Source organism: Variovorax sp., from assembly GCF_965279555.1.
Classification (GTDB): Bacteria; Pseudomonadota; Gammaproteobacteria; order Burkholderiales; family Burkholderiaceae_C; genus Variovorax.
Genome location: NZ_OZ257247.1, coordinates 3,296,373 through 3,314,570, shown reverse-complemented (window position 1 = coordinate 3,314,570; position 18,198 = coordinate 3,296,373). Strand labels below are relative to the sequence as shown.

16 protein-coding genes are annotated in these 18,198 nt (G+C 68.1%); 8 read left to right on the top strand and 8 right to left on the bottom strand.

The window, feature by feature from the left end; genetic code table 11:
* Positions 1–21 precede the first annotated feature (21 nt).
* Together ACQY8B_RS15780 and ACQY8B_RS15775 are read right to left on the bottom strand one after the other, a co-directional pair.
* On the bottom strand, positions 22–726 hold the full coding sequence (locus tag ACQY8B_RS15780; protein ID WP_422087573.1) for a glutathione S-transferase N-terminal domain-containing protein: 705 nt from the start codon (positions 724–726) through the stop codon (positions 22–24).
* A gap of 51 nt (positions 727–777) precedes the next feature.
* The gene (locus ACQY8B_RS15775) at positions 778–1,737 is read right to left on the bottom strand and encodes a TIGR03571 family LLM class oxidoreductase (RefSeq protein WP_422087572.1); all 960 of its coding nucleotides are present in this window, start codon (positions 1,735–1,737) and stop codon (positions 778–780) included.
* 190 nt (positions 1,738–1,927) lie between these two features.
* Between ACQY8B_RS15775 and ACQY8B_RS15770 the strand changes: the two genes are divergently transcribed.
* From ACQY8B_RS15770 to ACQY8B_RS15760, 3 genes are all read left to right on the top strand, one after another.
* Positions 1,928–3,247, top strand: a complete 1,320-nt coding sequence (locus tag ACQY8B_RS15770) for an MFS transporter (protein ID WP_422087571.1) — start codon at positions 1,928–1,930, stop codon at positions 3,245–3,247.
* Between the two features lie 10 nt (positions 3,248–3,257).
* The gene (locus ACQY8B_RS15765) at positions 3,258–4,676 is read left to right on the top strand and encodes an FAD-binding oxidoreductase (RefSeq protein ID WP_422087570.1); all 1,419 of its coding nucleotides are present in this window, start codon (positions 3,258–3,260) and stop codon (positions 4,674–4,676) included.
* 89 nt (positions 4,677–4,765) lie between these two features.
* Entirely contained in the window at positions 4,766–5,746 is a 981-nt protein-coding gene (locus ACQY8B_RS15760) for a LysR substrate-binding domain-containing protein (RefSeq protein ID WP_422087569.1), read from the top strand.
* Here the strand turns inward: ACQY8B_RS15760 and ACQY8B_RS15755 are convergent.
* Positions 5,743–6,435 (bottom strand): TetR/AcrR family transcriptional regulator, encoded by a 693-nt coding sequence (locus ACQY8B_RS15755; protein ID WP_422087568.1) that lies wholly within the window; start codon positions 6,433–6,435, stop codon positions 5,743–5,745. The two genes, ACQY8B_RS15760 and ACQY8B_RS15755, sit on opposite strands and share 4 nt — an antisense overlap.
* 204 nt (positions 6,436–6,639) lie before the next feature.
* Here ACQY8B_RS15755 and ACQY8B_RS15750 point away from each other — a divergent pair, with 204 nt between their 5' ends.
* From ACQY8B_RS15750 to ACQY8B_RS15740, 3 genes are read left to right on the top strand one after another with little or no spacing between them, the layout of a single operon-like run.
* Entirely contained in the window at positions 6,640–7,443 is an 804-nt protein-coding gene (locus tag ACQY8B_RS15750) for an SDR family NAD(P)-dependent oxidoreductase (protein ID WP_106935146.1), read from the top strand.
* A gap of 24 nt (positions 7,444–7,467) precedes the next feature.
* On the top strand, positions 7,468–8,604 hold the full coding sequence (locus ACQY8B_RS15745; protein WP_422087567.1) for a DUF5938 domain-containing protein: 1,137 nt from the start codon (positions 7,468–7,470) through the stop codon (positions 8,602–8,604).
* Positions 8,605–8,608: 4 nt separating this feature from the next.
* Positions 8,609–10,159 carry an AMP-binding protein gene (locus ACQY8B_RS15740; RefSeq protein WP_422087566.1) on the top strand — a complete coding sequence of 517 codons (1,551 nt, stop codon included), beginning with the start codon at positions 8,609–8,611 and terminating at the stop codon, positions 10,157–10,159.
* On the opposite strand, the gene ACQY8B_RS15735 is transcribed toward ACQY8B_RS15740, so the two are convergent.
* Together ACQY8B_RS15735 and ACQY8B_RS15730 are read right to left on the bottom strand one after the other, a co-directional pair.
* Entirely contained in the window at positions 10,144–11,775 is a 1,632-nt protein-coding gene (locus tag ACQY8B_RS15735; RefSeq protein ID WP_422087565.1) for a class I adenylate-forming enzyme family protein, read from the bottom strand. The genes ACQY8B_RS15740 and ACQY8B_RS15735 overlap by 16 nt on opposite strands.
* A 100-nt stretch (positions 11,776–11,875) precedes the next feature.
* On the bottom strand, positions 11,876–12,715 hold the full coding sequence (locus ACQY8B_RS15730; RefSeq protein WP_422087564.1) for a hypothetical protein: 840 nt from the start codon (positions 12,713–12,715) through the stop codon (positions 11,876–11,878).
* Between the two features lie 236 nt (positions 12,716–12,951).
* Between ACQY8B_RS15730 and ACQY8B_RS15725 the strand changes: the two genes are divergently transcribed.
* Positions 12,952–13,611 (top strand): DUF1345 domain-containing protein, encoded by a 660-nt coding sequence (locus tag ACQY8B_RS15725; RefSeq protein ID WP_422087563.1) that lies wholly within the window; start codon positions 12,952–12,954, stop codon positions 13,609–13,611.
* A 19-nt stretch (positions 13,612–13,630) separates the two neighbouring features.
* On the opposite strand, the gene ACQY8B_RS15720 is transcribed toward ACQY8B_RS15725, so the two are convergent.
* From ACQY8B_RS15720 to ACQY8B_RS15710, 3 genes are read right to left on the bottom strand one after another with little or no spacing between them, the layout of a single operon-like run.
* A complete protein-coding gene (locus ACQY8B_RS15720) occupies positions 13,631–14,578 on the bottom strand; it encodes a DMT family transporter (protein ID WP_422087562.1) in 948 nt (315 codons plus the stop codon).
* A 28-nt stretch (positions 14,579–14,606) separates the two neighbouring features.
* Positions 14,607–15,104: a methylated-DNA--[protein]-cysteine S-methyltransferase gene (locus ACQY8B_RS15715; protein ID WP_422087561.1), complete on the bottom strand. Its 498-nt coding sequence runs from the start codon at positions 15,102–15,104 to the stop codon at positions 14,607–14,609.
* A gap of 6 nt (positions 15,105–15,110) precedes the next feature.
* Positions 15,111–16,703, bottom strand: a complete 1,593-nt coding sequence (locus ACQY8B_RS15710; protein WP_422087560.1) for a DNA-3-methyladenine glycosylase 2 family protein — start codon at positions 16,701–16,703, stop codon at positions 15,111–15,113.
* A 111-nt stretch (positions 16,704–16,814) separates the two neighbouring features.
* Here ACQY8B_RS15710 and ACQY8B_RS15705 point away from each other — a divergent pair, with 111 nt between their 5' ends.
* Entirely contained in the window at positions 16,815–18,197 is a 1,383-nt protein-coding gene (locus tag ACQY8B_RS15705; protein WP_422087559.1) for a phosphomannomutase/phosphoglucomutase, read from the top strand.
* Position 18,198 lies beyond the last annotated feature (1 nt).

The window sequence follows — 18,198 nt, the reverse complement described above, 5'->3', positions numbered from 1 at the left end:
GCGCCGATGAGCGCTGCCCGTTCAGCCGCGCTTGGGAATGCCCAGTCCCTTGACGACGGCGGGCCGCGCCACGAAGGCTTCGAGCACGCGCGCGACGTTCGCGAAGTCCTTGAAGCCCACCAGCTCGCCGGCCTCGTAGAAGCCGACGAGGTTGCGGATCCACGGGAAGGTGGCGATGTCGGCGATGGTGTAGCTGTCGCCCATGATCCATTCGCGGTTCGCGAGGTGCTTGTCGAGCACGCCGAGCAGGCGCTTCGACTCACCCACGTATCGGTCGCGCGGGCGCTTGTCCTCGTAGTCCTTGCCGGCGAACTTGTTGAAGAAACCGAGCTGGCCGAACATCGGGCCGATGCCGCCCATCTGGAACATCACCCACTGCAGGGTCTGGTAGCGGCCGGCGGCGTCCTGCGGAATGAACTTGCCGGTCTTCTCGGCCAGGTACACCAGGATCGCACCCGACTCGAACAGCGCCAGCGGCTTGCCGCCCGGGCCTTCGGGGTCGAGGATGGCGGGGATTTTGTTGTTCGGGTTGAGCGAAAGGAACTCCGGCGACATCTGGTCGTTGGTCTCGAAGCTCACGAGGTGCGGCTCATAGGGCAGGCCGGTTTCCTCCAGCATGATCGACACCTTCACGCCGTTGGGCGTGGGCAGCGAATACAGCTGCAGCCGCTCGGGATGCTGCGCGGGCCATTTTTTCGTGATGGGGAAGCTCGAGAGATCGGTCATGGGTGATGTCCTTGGGTTCGCGGAAACTGCAAGCGCCGGATTCTGCCCGGGTCAGGCCGTCGGCGTGCGTGCGTGGCCTTGCAGCCGCGGCAACACCTCGCGCCCCAGTTCCTCGACCACCTCCCTGGCGGGCCGAGGTCCGCGCACCACGTTCATCAGCACGTGCGCGACGCCAGCGTCCTCCATGCGGTCGAGATAGGCCACCAACGCATCGCGCCCGGTGCGCAGGCCGAGTTCGATGGGCTCGGCCGGCGCGGCGGGGTCTTCGAGCAGGTCGATCTGCAGCGACTGGATGAAAGGCTTGGCCTCGCCGTCCGCGCGCTCGCGCAGCGCGGTCTGCCAAAGGCCGATGCGGCCCTGCTGGCGTGCTTCGTCGCGGTGGTAGGTGGCCCAGCCGTCGGCATGGGCGGCGGTCCATTGCAGCGACTGGCGCGCCGAGCCCACCACCAGCATGCCGATGCGTTCGGCGGGCGGGGCCATCAGGTCGTGCCCGCCGGTGGCTTCGCGCAGCGCAGCGCGGCCGGCTTCATCGGGCGAGAGTGCCGAGCGCACCAGGTTCCAGCGCTCGCGGAAGGCGTCGCCGCGCAGCGCGATGTCCTGCTTGAAGATGGCGAACTCGGCCTCGCGGTCGCCGGAGCCCAGCCCGAGGATGAAGCGCTCGCCGGACAGCCGGTTCAGCGACAGCGCCGCCTTGGCCACATGCAGCGGATGGCGCAGCGGCAGCACCGCCGCGGCCGTGCCCAGCGCGATGCGCCGCGTGGCGCCGGCCAGCGTCGCGAGCCACACGAAGGGTTCGTCGAGCACCGAGATCTCATCGCCCTGCGGCACCATCACCGGCACATCGCGCGTCCATAGCGCGGCAAAGCCGAGCCGGTCGGCGAGGGCGGCAACTTCGCGCTCCGCCTCGGGGTCGGCCATGGCGCCGTTGGCGCGGGCCACGGGCGTCATCAGGCCCAGGGTGAGTCGGCCGGCAAGCAAAGTCTGCCGGTAGGCGGCGTTGAAGGGAGGCATGTACGGAAGGCGCGAAGGCGCACGTGAGGTTCTGAAAATGATCGCACGGGCAATCTCGTTCGGAGATGCACCGATCTTCAATCCATATGAATCTTGCGTGTAAACCCGCAGCGGCGATGCCGGGCCGCCCGCGACCATCGGTTGCCGACAACACGAATACAGACCGAAGCAAGGAAAGAGAGAAGCGCCCATGAGTTCCACCTCCACCGCGGCCGAGCCCTATGGCGGGTACTTCGACAGCACTGCGGATGCGGTCTACCGCAAGGTCGGCTGGCGGCTGATTCCGCTGCTCTTTGTCTGCTACATCGTGGCGTACCTCGACCGTGTGAACGTCGGCTTCGCCAAGCTGCAGATGCAGGGCGACCTGCAGTTCAGCGAGGCGGTCTACGGGCTGGGCGCGGGCATCTTCTTCATCGGCTACTTCCTGTTCGAGGTGCCGAGCAACGTGGTGATGCACCGGGTGGGGGCGCGGCGCTGGATCGCCCGCATCATGATCACCTGGGGCGTGCTGTCGGCGGCCACCATGCTGGTGAGTTCGCCGATGTCGTTCTACGTGATCCGCTTCCTGCTGGGCGCGGCCGAGGCGGGCTTCTTCCCCGGCATCATCATGTACCTGACCTACTGGTACCCGGCCGCGCGCCGCGGCAAGGCGACCTCGCTGTTCCTTGCGGCGATTCCGTTCGCGGGCATCCTGGGCGGCCCGCTGTCGGGCTGGATCCTGCAGGGCATGAGCGGCGTCCACGGCTGGGCCGGCTGGCAATGGCTGTTCCTGCTGCAGGGCCTGCCGACCGTGGCGCTGGGGCTGGTGGTGTGGCGCTACCTCGACGACCGCGTGAAAGACGCGCAGTGGCTCACGCCCGCCGAGCGCGAACTCATCGCGCGCGACATCGCCCGGGAAGACGCCGGCAAGGCGCAGCCGCGCATCCTCGGCGTGCTGGGCAACGGCCGCGTGTGGCTGCTGGCGCTGGTGTACTTCGCCTATACCTCGGGGCTTTACGGCATCTCGTTCTGGCTGCCGAGCATCATCAAGGCCATCGGCGTGACGGGGGCGCTCGACATCGGGCTGCTCAGCGCGATTCCGTGGACCTTCGGCGTGATCGCGATGTACTTCATGGCGCGCAGCGCCGACCGCCGGCTCGAGTACCGTTGGCACAGCGCGCTGGCCGCCGTGGTCGGTGCGCTCGGCCTGGTGCTGAGCGTGGTCTTCCACGGCAACACGGTGCTCGCGATGGCCGGCCTCACACTCGCCACCATGGGCATCATGTCGACGTTCCCGGTTTTCTGGGGCATGCCGACGGCTTTTCTCGGCGGTGCCGCTGCGGCGGCGGGCATTGCGCTCATCAACTCCTTCGGCAACCTGTCGGGCTTCAGCGCGCCGTTTCTCATCGGCCTCATCAAGGATGCGACGCGCAGCACCGATGCAGGCCTGTACATGCTCGCTGCACTGCTGGTGACTGGCGCGGTGCTGGTGTTGTTCGTCAAGCCCGGGCGCGCTTCGGCGCAGCCCTGAAGGAATCTCCATGGACTCCGTCGCAGGCACTCCCGCGCGTTCCAGAATGCGCCGTTCCCCGTCGCCCGAGTTGCTCGCCCTGTTGCAGCGCAAGTTCGCCGATCGCTTTTCCACCAGCAGCGCCGTGCTGCAGCAGCACGGCACCGACGAATCGACCTACCCGCCGCAGCCGCCCGACGCGGTCGTGTTCGTCTGCAGCACGGAAGAAGTGGCCTTCGTGGTCCGGGCCTGCGCGAGCGAGCGCGTGCCGGTCATCGGCTTCGGCGTGGGCTCGTCGGTGGAAGGGCACTTGCTGGCGGTGGAGGGCGGCGTGTGCATCGACTTCTCGCGCTTGAACAAGGTGCTGGCGATCCGCCCGGGCGATCTCACGGCCACGGTCGAAGCAGGCGTGACGCGCGGGCAGCTGAATGCGGCGCTGACGGAGAGCGGCTTTTTCTTCTCGGTCGATCCCGGCGCGGATGCATCCATCGGCGGCATGGTGGCGACGGCCGCGTCGGGCACCAACACCGTTCGCTACGGCACGATGCGCGACAACCTCGTGAGCCTCACGGTGGTCACGGCCAACGGCGACGTGGTGCGCACTGCCTCGCGGGCGCGCAAGAGTTCGGCGGGCTACAACCTCACGCAGCTCTACTGCGGCTCGGAAGGCACGCTGGGGCTCATCACCGAGGCCACGGTGCGGCTGCATCCGCACCCTGAGGCATATGCCGCGGCGGTGGTGAACTTTCCGTCGGTGCGCGCCGCGGTCGATTGCGTGATCGAGTCGATCCAGATGGGCGTGCCGCTCGCGCGCGCCGAGATGCTGGACGCGCTGACCATTCGCGCCGTGAACGCGCACAGCCGCACCACGCTCGGCGAGAGCCCCACGCTGTTCCTGGAGTTCGGCGCGAGCCGCACGCAGATCGACGAACAGGCCGGCATCGTGCGCGAGATCGCGGCCGGCCACGGCGGCGGCGAGTTCCAGTGGGCCAACCGGCAGGAAGAGCGCTCGCGCCTGTGGACGCCGCGCCATCACGCCTACTTCGCCTGCCTGCAGCTGAAGGCAGGCAGCCGCAGCCTGACGACCGACGCCTGCGTGCCGCTGTCGGCGCTGGCGCAGTGCATCGACGAAACGCAGGCCGACATCGCCGAGCATGGCCTGCTGGTTCCGGTGTTCGGCCATGTCGGCGACGGCAACTTCCATTGCCTGGTGCTGGTGGACCCGCACAACGCGGCCGAGAACGAAGCCGCCGAAGCCTTCAGCCACCGGCTGGTGCATCGCGCGCTGCGCCACGGCGGCACCTGCACCGGCGAGCACGGCGTGGGAATGCACAAGATGAAGTACCTGGCCGAGGAACACGGCGAGCACGGCGTGGCGCTGATGCGGTCGATCAAGCAGGCACTCGACCCGCACGACATCTTCAATCCCGGCAAAGTCGTCGGCGCATGAGCGCACGCGCTACCGAGGCCCGCATACCCCCGACCTAGAATGACCGGCCGCGCTCCGCACCCCCGCAACGCGCGGCCGGAGATATGCGGATGGAACTGCGCCAGTTCAGGTATTTCGTCGCCATCGTGGACTGCGGCAGCCTCTCGCGCGCGGCGCAGCAACTCTTCATTGCCCAGTCGGCGCTGAGCAAGCAGATGGCCGAGCTGGAAGGCGAGCTCGGCGCCTCGTTGCTGCTGCGCAGCCGCAACGGCGTGGCGATGACCGAGGCGGGCAAGGTGTTCTACGAGTACGCGCAGGGCATCACCAAGCAGGTCAGCGACGCCAGGGCCGCGGTGCATGTCGCGGCTGATTCGGTGGCCGGCTCCGTGGTGGCGGCGCTGCCGCAGAGCGTGTCGCCCATGATCGCGTTGCCGCTCATGCGCGCGGCGGCCCGGCGCTACCCCGACGTGGTGCTGCACCTCAACGAAGAGCTCACCGGCAACATGGCCGACCAGTTGCTGCGCGGCCGGGTCGACGTGGCGATGTTCTCTCCGACCATGCCGGCCGAAGACATCGCCTTCACGCCGCTGGTGGAAGAAGACTTCGTGTTCCTCGAATCGCCGCAGAGCCCGCATGCGCTGCCGCCCGGCGACGTGAGCATCGAGCAGGCCACTGCGCGCCCGCTGGTGTGGCCGGCCAATGCGCACGGCCACTGCACGCGCTGGCTGGTGGACGGGTTGCTCGAGGCGGCGGGCCATCCACCGGCGCGCGTGGCGGCGGAAATCAATTCGGTCTACACGCTGAAGGCAGCGGTCGAGGCGGGGCTCGGGCCGACCATCATGCCGCTGGGCCTGGTGCAGCGCGAAATGAAGGAAGGGCGACTGGCGGCCCACCGCATCACATCGCCTGCGATGTTTCGCACGCTGGGGCTGTGCGTGTCGGTGCACCTGCCCACGACCAATGCGAAGCGCGCGGTGTGCGCGCTGATCGGCGAGGTGGTCCGCACGCTGTGCGAGAGCGGCGAGTGGCAGGGCGCGCGCTTCGTGGCGGGCGCGGCTGCCGCTGCAGCTGCGAAAAAACCGAAGCCCTAGAGCGCCTTGGCGGCGGCAGTGCGCTTGCGTGCCGCCGGCGCGGCCTTGGCGGGCAGCGAGAACAGCCGCACGATGGACTGCCGCACGTCGGCCTGCATGGCGGCCACGGCGCCGGCGTCGCCCGAAAGATGCTTGAGCAGCGCCTGCTGGAACAGCCCGTCGAACAGCGCGTAGGTGGCCGAGGGCGTCATGCCTGGGTCTTCGCCGGACAGCTCGGCGAAGCGGCTCATGATGCGCCAGATCATGTCTTCCAGGCTCTTGTCGATCTGCACGACATCGGAGCGGAATGCTTCCTCGAACAGCGCCTGCGAGCGCAGGTCGTACCAGAGGCGGTGCACATGGCCTTCGTCGCGCAGCGTGTCGGCCAGGCTCTGCAGGAAGCCTTCCATCAGCTCTTCGCAGGTGTTCGCGCTGTCGACCGCATGGTCGTAGCGGGTGACGCAGCGTGCCTTGTATTGCTTGACGCTGCAGATGATCAGGTCGATCTTGTCGCTGAAGTAGTAGTGCAGCACGCCGTGCGAGAACTCGGAGTTCTGCGCGATCTCCCGCAGGCTGGTGCGCGCATAGCCCAGCGCGGCCAATGTGGTGAGCGCGGCCTCGCCCAGTTCCGCACGCCGCTCCGAGAACTTGTCGATCCTCGCCTTGGGCACCCGCTCCGCTTGCTTCTTTACGCGTTGTTCTGTCGTCATTTCAAAACGGGCCGCATGCATGCCGGCCCCCTGTACCCGTGTTGATTGCAAACCATAGCACGCAAGCGGGAGAACCCGCATCCGGCGTGTCACGCATGCCATTCTATGGAGTCTTGACACTCGTCAAATAAATCCTTGACACACGTCAAGTCGATTTCTAGCATGGCCGTTCCATCTCACAAACATACCCACAGGAGACAAGTGATGGCCAAGTTCGACTTGAAAGGGCGCCGTGCGCTCGTGACGGGCGGTGCGCGCGGCATTGGCGCGAGCATTGCAGAAGCGCTGGCTGCGGCAGGTGCGTCCGTGATGATCGGCGACGTGCTCGCCGACCTGGGGCGGGAAACAGCCACCCGGCTTTCTTCCTCAGGCGCGAAGGTGGGCTTCGTCCCGCTCGACGTCACGAAAGACGGCGACTGGGCCTCGGCCACAGAGACCACGGTGAAAGAGCTCGGCGGCTTCGACATTCTCGTCAACAACGCGGGCATCGAGATCACCTCGCTGGTGATCGACGTCGACGGCGACGACCTTCGCCGCATGCTCGACGTCAACGTGGCCGGCACGCTGCTCGGCATGAAGCACGCGTTCCGCGCGATGCGCCCCGGCGGCAGCGCGGGCGGCGGCGGGGCGGTGGTCAACATCGCTTCGGTCGCGGCCACCATCGCGTTTCCGGCCATCGCCGGCTATTCGGCCACCAAGTCGGCGGTCGACCGCGCCACGCGCGTGGCGGCCATGGAGTCGGGCAAGCTGGGCTACGGCGTGCGAGTGAACTGCATCTACCCCGGGCTGGTGCCCACCGACATGGGCATGAAGCTCGCCAACGACATCGTGGCCGCGGGGCTCGCGCCCAGCGTGGAGGCGGCCGTGGGCGACGTGGTCGGCCAGACGCCGCTCGGGCGCCTGGGCGAGGTCGGCGACATGGCCGACGTGGTGGTCTTCCTCTGCAGCGACGCGGCCCGGTTCATCACCGGCGCCGGCCTTGCGGTGGACGGCGGCATGGGCATGTGAACGGCACGAACAAGGAGACACAGCATGAGCAGCAGCAAGAAGAAACCCGTCGTCGTCTACGGCGCCTCCGGCTACACCGGCCGCCTGATCTGCGAGTACCTGCGCGAGTACAACATCCCCTTCATTGCAGCGGGCCGCAGCGCGCAAAAGGTGGAAGAAGCGATGAAGTCGAACGTGCCCGGCATCGAGACCGCGAACTACGAGGTGGTGGAGGTGGCTCATTCGGCAGGCGCACTCACCGAGCTCTTCACCGGCGCATCGGTGGTGCTCAACACGGTGGGGCCTTTTGCCAGGTTCGGCGCCGAAGTCGTCGAAGCCTGCCTGGCCGCCGGATGCCACTACACGGACACCACCGGCGAGCAGGACTGGCTCATCACGCTCGAGCGTGAATGGGGCGACAAGTTCGCCAAGGCCGGCCTGTTGCTCTCGCCGGGCCTGGCGCAGATGTACACCACCGGCGAGATCGCAGCGCAGCTGTGCCTGGAGACGCCAGGGCTCGACACGCTGGACATCGCTGTGTTCTGGGGCGGCAGCCCGACCATCGCCTCTACCCAGACCATCCTGGTCAATGCGGCCACGTCCAAGGCCTACTACCTGGAGCAGAACGAGTACGTTGAATGGCAACCCGACGCGGGCCTGTACCACCTGTCGATTCCGGGCCAGCACGAAGCGGCGCTGGCATTGCCATGGGGCGGCACCTCGCACCCGGTGTGGTTCAAGCGCGATCCGCGCGTGGCCAACGTGAAGGTGCTCGGTGGTGTCTTCAACAAGGCGCTGATGCAGGGCGTGCCGCAGATCGTCGCCGCCGCGCTCAAGGCCACCGAAGGCATGAATGATGAAGACCGCTACGCCGCCCTGGCCAAGACGGCGGCGGGCGTGATGAACACCATGCCTCCGCGCGAGAACCCGCGCATCAACAAGTCCGTCGATTCGGTGCATGCCTCCGGTCCGCTGGGCCGTGTGCATTGCGTGATCTTCGGCAACTGCAACTACAAGCAGACCGGCTTGCTGCAGGCCTATGCCGCCGCCTCGCTGCTGCAGCAGCCGCCCAGGCGCGCCGGCTTCGCTTCGGGTTGCCAGGCCTTCGGGCATCGCGAGCTGCTGGGTGCGCTGCGCAGCTTCGGGCTGGTGCAGGAGCCGGCGCTCACGCGCCTGGGCTGACTCCATGCGCCTCGTCGACTACCTCGACAAGGGCGCCCAGCTGGGCGCCCATGCGCCGTGCCTGACCCTGGGCGCCACCGACTTGAGCTATGCCCAGGTGCAGCGCATCAGCTGGCGCGTGGCACGCGGCCTGCAGCGCGCCGGCGTGCGGCCGGGGGACAAGGTGGCCGTGCTGTCGAGCAACGACGCGACGGCCTTCGCCACGGTGTTCGGCATCTCGCGCGCGGGCTGCGTGTGGTGCCCGATCAACCCGCGCAACGAGGCGAGCGAGAACGCCTTCGTGCTCGACGCATTCGACTGCGCATGCCTGCTCTTTCACGGCAACTACGCGGACATGGTCGGCCAGATGCGCCCGCGGCTGCCCAAGCTGCGGGCGCTGGTGTGCCTCGACGGGCGGCAGCCTTTCGCGCCCTCGCTGGACGACTGGCTCGAAGGGCTGGACGACTCGCCCATCGACATCCCGCCGCCCGACGACGTGGCCATGATCGCCGGCACCGGCGGCACCACCGGCCAGCCCAAGGGCGTGATGCTCTCGGGCCGCAACCTCGAGGCGATGTCGGCGCTGACGCTCATGGGCTATCCCTTCGAAGGCCGGCCCGCCTACCTCGCGCTTGCGCCGCTCACGCACGCGGCCGGCGTGCTGTGCCTGCCGGTGATGGCGCTGGGCGGGCGGGTGGTGATCATGCCCAGGCCCGACCTGGGCGAGTTCCTCGGGCTCATCGAGTCGCACAGCATCACCCACACCTTCCTGCCGCCCACGCTCATCTACATGCTGCTGCAGCATCCGGAGCTCGCCTCGACGCAGCTCGATTCGCTGCAATGCTTCTGGTATGGCGCCGCGCCCATGTCCGCCGCGCGGCTCGAAGAGGCGCTGCAGAAGATCGGCCCCGTCATGGCGCAGCTATTCGGCCAGACCGAGGCGCCGATGATGATCTCGATGATGTCGCCGCGCGAGCACTTCAACGCCGACGGCACGGTCGCGCGCCATCGGCTTTCATCGGCCGGCCGTCCAGGCCCGCTGGTGCAAGTGGGCGTGATGAATGGCGACGGCGCGCTGCTGCCCGCCGGCGAAAGCGGCGAGATCGTGGTGCGCGGCTCGCTGGTGATGCAGGGCTACTACAAAGACCCGCGCGCCACCGAGGAAGCGCGGCGCTTCGGCTGGCATCACACGGGCGACATCGGCTATCTCGATGCCGACGGCTACCTGTACATCGTCGACCGCGCCAAGGACATGATCATCTCGGGCGGCTTCAACGTCTACTCCGCCGAGGTGGAACAGGCGCTGATGCAGCACCCCGACGTTCAGGACAGCGCGGTGGTCGGCCTGCCCGACGAGAAGTGGGGCGAGCGCGTGGTGGCCGTGCTGCAGCTGCATGCGGGGCGGCAGGTCGACGTGGAAGAGATCAAGGCCTTCGTCAAGTCGCGCATCGGCAGCGTGAAGGCGCCCAAGCAGATCGAGGTGTGGCTCGACCTGCCGCGTTCCAAGGTGGGCAAGGTGCTGAAGAAAGACGTGCGCACGACGCTGCTGCAAGCCGCCGGTCAGCCGCGCGTGTAGTTGTCCCGGTGCGCCTTGCGCAGTTCGAACTTCTGGATCTTGCCGGTGGACGTCATCGGCAACGCGGGCAGGAAGATGATCTGCTTGGGCACCTCGAAGCCGCCCAGGTGCTCCTTGCAGTGCGCCGTGAGCGCGTCTTCGGTGAAGTCCGCGGGCGCGTCGGGCCGGCGCGTCACGAAGGCGGTGATGGCCTCGCCCCAGTGCTCGTGCGGCAGGCCCACCACGGCGGCGTTCATCACGCCCGGGTGGCGCAGCAGTACTTCCTCGACCTTGATGGAGGGCACGTTCTCGCCGCCGGACTTCACCATGTCCTTCAGCCGGTCGAGGAAGATCAGTTGCCCGTCGTCGTCCATCTTCCCGAGGTCGCCCGAGTGGTGCCAGCCGAAGCGCTGTGCATTGGCTGTGGCCTCCGGATCCTTGTAGTAGCCCAGCATCACGTTGGGCCCGCGAAAGACGATCTCCCCGACTTGCCCCGGGCCCAGCAGTTCGCCGTCGTCGCCCATTACCGCGACCTCGTTCACCAGCGTGCCCACGCCCCAGTAGGAGCCGAAGCGCTTGCGCTGCTCGCTCGCCTCGAAGATGGTGGCGCCGGGGTACATCTCGGTCTGGCCCGACACCAGCGCGAAGTCGGGGCAGAACTCGTCGAGCAGGCGCAGCAGCAGCGTGCGCGACATCGGCGCCATCGCATACACGCAAAGCCGCAGGCTCGACAGGTCGCGTGCCGCGCGCTGCGGATGGGCCAACAGCGCGCCGTACATCATCGGCAGGCCCACGGCCACCGTGATCCTGTGGCGCTCGATGGCGGCGAGCATCGCGCCGGGGTCGAAGCCGCGCAGCACGACCACCGCGCCACCCACCGACAGCGCAGACATGAGCACCGTGTGCTGGCCGCAATGGAACAGCGGCAGCACGCTGCTCCACACATCGGCGCGCTCCGGGCTGCTGCCCCACTCGACCATGTTGCTGAGCAGCACCGAATGCACCGACGCATGCGAATGCATCACGCCCTTCTGGCGTCCGGTGGTGCCGCTGGTGTACATGATGAGCGCGAGGTCGGTGCTGTCGATGTCCACGTCGGGCAGCGTTTCGGGCCCTTGCGCGATGGCCTGTGGCACGGTCGGGATGCCCGGCGGCGGTGTGTCGCCGTCGAGCACGCACAGCAGGGCAGACACGCCCGTGGACTGCAGCAATTCGCGCAGCTCGGGCTTCGCTTGCAGCGCGGTGTCGATCACCACATGCCGCACTTCGGCATGCGCAAGGATGTAGCCGATGGCGTCCACCGAGAGCGCGGTGTTGATCGGCACCCACACCAGCCCGGCCTTCTGGATGCCCAGCATTGCAACGACCATCTGGATCGAGTTGTTGCACAGCATGCCCACGCGCTCGCCCTTGGGGAGTCCCATGCCCAGCAGGTGGTGCGCGAAGCGGTTCGAAGCTGCGTCGAGTGCGCGGTAGGACAGGCGATGTTCGCCCTCTATCAGCGCCGTGCGCTCGCCGAAGCGGCGCGCGCAGCGGTGGATCACATCGCCCAGCGCGATGCGCGAAATGCGCGCATGAAAGCGCGGGGCCGACGAGGGCGCGAGGCCGGTGACGGCCGTGGTCGTGGCTGCAGGCATGCTGTATGTCTCCGTTCTTCGTTCGTTGGGGCGCAGCCTAAGGCTGGCCCCGACGTCGCGTCTTGCGAAGACTGGCTGCGCGCAGCCGCCCTGGCTGTGCCTAGAAGCGGGCCTTCAGGAAAGCCGACGGGCCTTGCAGCCGCACCTTCAGGCGCGTGTCCGCAAAGTCGGCGTCGCGGGTGAGGTCGATGTTGGTCACGTTGTAGGCGAGCACCACGCCGACGTTCTTCACCGGGAACCACTCCACGCCCGCGGAGGCGTTGTAGATGTTGCCGTGGAAGCGGCCGCCGTTCTTCCACACGCCGGAGGCATCGGCAAACAGCCGCAGGTCGGGAGTGATGGCATGGCGCACGCCGATTTCCAGCAGCGGCGCGATCGCGTTGTCGCTCGAACTCTGGCTGTAGGTGCCGACCTGTCCGTTGACGATGGCGCTGGCGCTCGCACCCAGCGTGGCGCGGTAGTAGGCCGCGCCGGCGCCCAGGCCCAGCACCGTGTTGCCCGTGCCGATCCACCACTTGTACGACAGCTTGGCGAAGTCGAGCTTGGTGCTGATGTTGGCGTTGCCGAAAGTGTTGAGCGAGCCGAAGCTGCCGAAGGTGTTGTTGCTCGCGATGCCGCCCGAGTAGTCGCGCTTGTACTGGTAGTAGTCGAAAGAAATGCCCTGGCTGTCGCCGATCAGCATGTCGGCACTGACGCGCGGCATGGTCACGCGGCCGGGCTTGAGGTCGCCCGACTGCAGCGAGCCGTAGGGCGTGTTGACGGAGGCATTGAACTTGGGATCGGCGTTGTAGCCGCCCACGGAGAAGCTGAAGCGGTCCAGTGCCGGCGACGGATCGGCAAGGGCGGGCGAGGCGGCAAACAGAAAGCCGGTGCCAAGCAGGGCGCCGATGGCGCCGAAGCGGACGGTCCAGTCGAAAGGACGGGAGTGGAGCTGCAACATGAAATGGATCCTTCGGATGGAAAAGAAAAGCCTCGGGCACATGCGCGTTGGCGGGGGTTTTAGTTAAGACGCATGTGGCATCCGGGGGCGGCTCCCTGGAGTCGACCGACAAATTAATAGCGGCGCGTGTTCGATTACATGCGCGCAATGCGGCTGTGCGTGTAGGACTTTCTTGACGGTAGCTGAATGCGCGTTTTTTGCCGGCACATGCGCGTGTACGGCGCTACAGTGCCCGCATGAAAGAACACCTCTCCACCACCACCGGTCCGCAGCGTCTTCTGTACGGCGGCCTGGTGGGAGCCGCGGTCGCGATGGTGCCCTGGCCCATGAGCGGCATGGCGCGCGGGCTGGCCGGCTGGTGCGCCGGCGTGCTGGTCTACCAGGTGCTCACCTGGTGGCTGGCCGACACCTTCGACGCGCGCCGCACGCGCGAGCGCGCGCAGTCGCTGGACCAGCCCAACGTGGTGATCCTGGTGTCGATGCTGGTGGCGGTGGGCGTGAGCGTGGTGGCCATCGCCATGCTGCTGCAGCAGGTCAGGCAGCTCGACGGCTGGGAGCGCGTGGCGCACGTCGCGCTGGGGCTGGTGGCGCTCGCGGGGTCGTGGCTGATGATGCATTCGATCTACGCGTTCCACTACGCGCACCGCTACTACATCGACCAGAAGAGCGGCAGGCCCGACGGCGGCCTCGACTTTCCGGGCAAGGACGACGCCCCCGACTACTTCGACTTTCTCTACTACTCCTACGTGATCGGCATGACCTCGCAGGTCTCCGACGTGCAGGCCACGTCGAAGGAGATGCGCCGCATCACGCTGATCCACAGCGTGCTGGCGTTCACCTTCAACATGATGGTGCTGGCGCTCTCGGTCAACGTGGTGGCCGGCGCCTTTTCCTGAGCGCGCCCGGTGCGGACGTTCAGGCCGCGGCCTTGCGCGGCCAGCCGAGCTTGACGATGCCGGTCGACAGTGCCACGCCGCACACGATGACGGCGGCGCAGATCAGCATCCACTGCGTGATGTGCTCGTCGAGGAACACCGCGCCATAGAAGAGTGCGAACACGGGCACCAGGAAGGTCACCGTCAGTGCTCGTGCGGGCCCGGCGCGCTCGATCAGCCTGAAGAACAGGATGTAGGCGATGCCCGTGCAGGCGATGCCCAGCGCCAGCAGCGCAAGCCATGCGCGCAGGCTCGGCATCTGCGCAGGCCACAACAAAAAGGCGGGGATGGCCAGGAACAGCGTGGCGCCGATCTGGCTGCCGGTTGCCGTGGTCAGGGCCGGTACGCCGCCCAGGTGGCGGCGCGTGGCGCTGGCCGAGATGCCGTAGCACAGGCACGCGCCCAGGCAGGCCAGCACCGCCCACAGTGCCGCATGTCCGCTGGCGCCCGCATGCAGGCCGGCGCCGCGGCTCGCGAGCATCGCGACGCCGGCAAAGCCGATCACCAGGCCCACGATGCGCGAGCCCGCGGGGCGTTCGCGGAACCAGGCCCAGGCCACCAGCGCGCCGAACATCGGCGTGGTGGCGTTGAGCACCGCGGCCAGGCCGGTGTTGATGGTCAGCAGCGCGAAGCAGAACAGCGCGAACGGCATGCCCGAATTGAAGACGCCGACCGCGAAGCTGGCCTTCCAGTGCTTCGCGATGCTCGGTCCCTGGCCGCGCAGCAGTGCGATCGGCAACAGGAACAGCGCTGCGATGGCCACCCGCACGGCCGCAGTCGGCAAGGCCCCGAACTCGGCCGCGCCGATGCGCATGAAGAGAAAAGACGCTCCCCAGAGCGCCCCCAGCAGCACCAGGTCGACGAGCCACCCTGCGGAGGTGGCGGGCGCGATGGTCTTGGCGGAGATGTTGTTGTTCGTTGTGCTCATGCGTTTCTCGTTCTTCTTCGTGGTTGCCTTACAGCGCGCCTTCCAGCTCCAGCAGGGCGGTCTTGCGCTCGAGCCCGCCAGCGTAACCGGTCAGCGAACCGTCGGCGCCGAGCACCCGGTGGCAGGGCACGATCACGCTGATCGGGTTGCGCCCCACGGCCGCGCCCACCGCGCGCACCGCGGTGGGGTTGCCGAGCTTGGCGCTCAGCGTGCCGTAGGTCAGCGTGGCGCCTGCCGGAATGGCCAGCAGCTGCTGCCATACGCTCTGCTGGAACGCGGTGCCGTGCGAGAGGTCGAGCTTCATGTCGAAGTGGTCGCGCTTGCCGGCAAAGTAGTCGCGCAACTGCGCGGCCGCCTCGACCAGCGCGGGGTGGTCGTCTTTGGCGATCCAGCCCGTTGTGTCGGGCCAGTGGCGCTGCTGGTCGAACCAGACGCCGGCCAGGCCCAGGTCGGTGGCCGCCATCGTGATGCCGCCGAGCGGCGTGTCGATGTGCGATGTGTAGATGAGCTTGCTCTTGAACTTCATGGCATTTCAGGCGGGGAGGCCTGCCGTGGTGATGAGGGGAGATGCAGCCGTGGCTGCGATACCGGTATCGGGAGCCGAGGGCGCGTGCCATGCGCGCAGCACCGCATAGCTGCGCCAGGGGCGCCAGGCTTGCGAGGCTTCGCTGGCGGCGCGCGCGGTGGTCACGCCCAGCGCCTTCTGCAGCGCGACGTCGCCTGCCGGGAAGGCATCGGGCCAGCGCAGTGCGCGCATCGCGATGTACTGCGCGGTCCATGCGCCGATGCCGGGCAGCTCCTGCAGCGCCGCGATGGTCGAGGGCACGTCGGCCCCTGCATGCAGCGCCAGCTTGCCGTCCGCGACCTCGCGGGCGATGGCCTGCAGCGCGGCCTGCCGCTGGCGCACGATGCCGAGCTGGCCCAGCGCGTCGCCGCTTGCCTGCGCAATGGCGGCCGGCGTCGGGAACAGCCGGTCGAGTCCTTCGACGGGCGTGGCGATGGTTTCGCCGAATGCCGCCACCAGCCGCGAGCCCAGCGTGCGCGCCGCGGCCACCGTGATCTGCTGGCCCAGCACCGCGCGCACCGCCAGCTCGAAGCCGTCGACCGCGCCGGGCACGCGCAGCCCGTCGCCGTGCGGGAAGGCCGCATGCAGCGCGGCGTTGATGGCCATCGGCTCGGCGTCGAGGTCGAACAGCGCGCGGGCGCGGCTGATGACGATAGGCAGCACCGCCGCCAGCGAGTCGCTGACCGACAGCAGCACCTGTTCGCGCTCGAGGTCGAAGCGCAGTTGCAGCCAGCCGGCGTGCGCCTGTGCACCCTGCTGGATGCGCAGGGTGCGCGCCAGCTTCACATAGGCGGGCGTGCTGCCCTTGGCCGGCTCCTTGCCGTCGGCCGTCGCCACCACTTCGATGCCGCGCAGCGCACGGCGCGCGAAGAAGCCGAGCATGGCGTTGTCGTCGTAGGGCGGCCTGAAGCCCAGCCGCACCTCGATGGCCCGCCCCGCGCCGTTCTCGACGGCCGCGCCGCCGGCACGGCGCAGTGCGCTCGGGTTGAGGCCGTAGTGCTCCACGAATGCGGCATTGAAGCGCCGCACGCTCGCAAAGCCGCTGGCCAGCGCGACCTGCGTCATGGGCAGGCGGGTGTCGGCGATCAATTGCTTGGCGGCCAGCAGGCGGCGCGTCTGCAGGTACTGCAGCGGTGACACGCCGAACTGCGCCTCGAAGATGCGGCGCAGATGGCGGTCGCTCACGCCCAGGCGGGCTGCGATCTGCGCCGCGCCGGGGCCGTCTTCGGACCAAGCGTCGGGCTCGTCGATCAGCCGCGCGGCCTGCAGCGCGAGGATGCGCGAGGCGTCTTCGGTCGACCAGCTGGCCGCGCGCGGCGCCAGTTCGGGCCGGCAGCGCAGGCAGGGGCGAAAGCCCGCGGCCTCCGCCTGCGCAGCGTGGCGGAAGAACCGGCAGTTCTCGCGCCGCGGCAGCTTGACGCGGCAGACCGGGCGGCAATAGATGCCGGTGGAGGTCACTGCGGTGAAGAACGACCCGTCGAAGCGCGCATCGTGCGTCTTCATCGCCAGGTAGCAGGCGTCGCTCTCGAGCGCTTCGGTGGGGGCGTGGTTGGAAGGCATGGGGAAATGATACGGTTTCGACTCGTTTCAACTGGCCGTTTTCGGACATGTGGCACCCCGGGGCGTTGCCTACAATGGCCCGTTTACAAATCCAGCAGGGAAACGCCTTTCATGCAGCTCAGCGCGTCGATCTTCAAGGCCTATGACATTCGCGGCGTCGTGCCGGTCACTCTCGACGCCGAAGTGGCGGAAGCACTCGGGCGGGCCTTCGGCAGCGCCGCCCGTGCCGCCGGCGAAAAGTCGGTGGCCGTGGGACGTGATGGCCGCCTGTCGGGCCCGATGCTGGTCGAAGCACTGGTCAGGGGCCTGGTGGCCACCGGCGTCGAGGTTATCGACGTGGGCGCCGTCACCACGCCCATGCTGTACTTCGCGGCCCACACGCTGGCCTCCAGCGGCATCCAGGTCACGGGCAGCCACAACCCCAAGGACTACAACGGCTTCAAGATGGTGCTGGCCGGCCGCGCCATCTACGGCGACGAGATCCAGGGCCTGCGCAAGACCATGGAAGCCGGCACCGCGCAACTCGCCCCCGGCGGCAGCGTGCGCAAGGTCGACGTGACCGAGGCCTACGTGAAGCGCATCGCCGGCGACATCAAGCTGGCCCGGCCCATGAAGATCGTGGTCGACTCCGGCAACGGCATCGCGGGTGCATCGGCTCCGGCCATCTTCCGCGCCATCGGCTGCGAGGTGACCGAGCTGTTCAGCGAGGTCGACGGCGACTTCCCCAACCACCACCCCGATCCCAGCAAGCCCGAGAACCTCAAGGACCTGATGGCCGCGCTGGCCTCCGGCGACGCCGAACTGGGCCTGGCCTTCGACGGCGACGGCGACCGACTGGGCATCGTCACCAAGGACGGCCAGAACATCTTCCCCGACCGCCAGATGCAGCTGTTCGCGCAGGACGTGCTGTCGCGCGTGCCGGGCGGCACCATCATCTTCGACGTGAAGTGCTCGCAGCGCCTGGCGCCAGCCATCGAGGCCGCGGGCGGCAAGCCGATGATCTACAAGACCGGGCACTCGCTCATCAAGGCGAAGATGAAGGAACTCGATTCGCCGCTGGGCGGAGAAATGAGCGGCCACATCTTCTTCAAGGAGCGCTGGTTCGGCTTCGACGACGGCACCTATGCGGGCTGCCGCATGCTCGAAATCCTGAGCAAGAGCCCCGACGCGAGCGCGGTGCTCAACGCCTTGCCCACCAGCTTCTCGACGCCAGAGCTGAACGTGGCCTGCGCCGAGGGCGAGCCCCACGCGGTGGTCGACAAGCTCGTGAAGAGCGCCGATTTCGCGGCGCCGGCCAAGGTGTCGACCATCGACGGCCTGCGCGTCGACTGGCCCGACGGCTTCGGACTGATCCGCGCGTCGAACACCACGCCCGTGCTGGTGCTGCGCTTCGAAGGCCAGACCGATGCCGCGCTCAAGCGCATCGAGGCCGAGATGCTGGCGCTGCTGCGCACCGCCAAGCCCGACGCCCAACTGGCGGCAGCCGCCCACTGAG

Coding starts and splice junctions, on each gene's coding strand:
- ACQY8B_RS15770 (WP_422087571.1), top strand. CDS start 1,928: ATGAGTTCCACCTCCACCGCGGCCGAGCCCTATGGCGGGTACTTCGAC.
- ACQY8B_RS15765 (WP_422087570.1), top strand. CDS start 3,258: ATGGACTCCGTCGCAGGCACTCCCGCGCGTTCCAGAATGCGCCGTTCC.
- ACQY8B_RS15755 (WP_422087568.1), bottom strand. CDS start 6,435: ATGACGACAGAACAACGCGTAAAGAAGCAAGCGGAGCGGGTGCCCAAG.
- ACQY8B_RS15715 (WP_422087561.1), bottom strand. CDS start 15,104: ATGAAGTTCAAGAGCAAGCTCATCTACACATCGCACATCGACACGCCG.
- ACQY8B_RS15775 (WP_422087572.1), bottom strand. CDS start 1,737: ATGCCTCCCTTCAACGCCGCCTACCGGCAGACTTTGCTTGCCGGCCGA.
- ACQY8B_RS15710 (WP_422087560.1), bottom strand. CDS start 16,703: ATGCCTTCCAACCACGCCCCCACCGAAGCGCTCGAGAGCGACGCCTGC.
- ACQY8B_RS15725 (WP_422087563.1), top strand. CDS start 12,952: ATGAAAGAACACCTCTCCACCACCACCGGTCCGCAGCGTCTTCTGTAC.
- ACQY8B_RS15745 (WP_422087567.1), top strand. CDS start 7,468: ATGAGCAGCAGCAAGAAGAAACCCGTCGTCGTCTACGGCGCCTCCGGC.
- ACQY8B_RS15730 (WP_422087564.1), bottom strand. CDS start 12,715: ATGTTGCAGCTCCACTCCCGTCCTTTCGACTGGACCGTCCGCTTCGGC.
- ACQY8B_RS15740 (WP_422087566.1), top strand. CDS start 8,609: ATGCGCCTCGTCGACTACCTCGACAAGGGCGCCCAGCTGGGCGCCCAT.
- ACQY8B_RS15720 (WP_422087562.1), bottom strand. CDS start 14,578: ATGAGCACAACGAACAACAACATCTCCGCCAAGACCATCGCGCCCGCC.
- ACQY8B_RS15780 (WP_422087573.1), bottom strand. CDS start 726: ATGACCGATCTCTCGAGCTTCCCCATCACGAAAAAATGGCCCGCGCAG.
- ACQY8B_RS15760 (WP_422087569.1), top strand. CDS start 4,766: ATGGAACTGCGCCAGTTCAGGTATTTCGTCGCCATCGTGGACTGCGGC.
- ACQY8B_RS15735 (WP_422087565.1), bottom strand. CDS start 11,775: ATGCCTGCAGCCACGACCACGGCCGTCACCGGCCTCGCGCCCTCGTCG.
- ACQY8B_RS15705 (WP_422087559.1), top strand. CDS start 16,815: ATGCAGCTCAGCGCGTCGATCTTCAAGGCCTATGACATTCGCGGCGTC.
- ACQY8B_RS15750 (WP_106935146.1), top strand. CDS start 6,640: ATGGCCAAGTTCGACTTGAAAGGGCGCCGTGCGCTCGTGACGGGCGGT.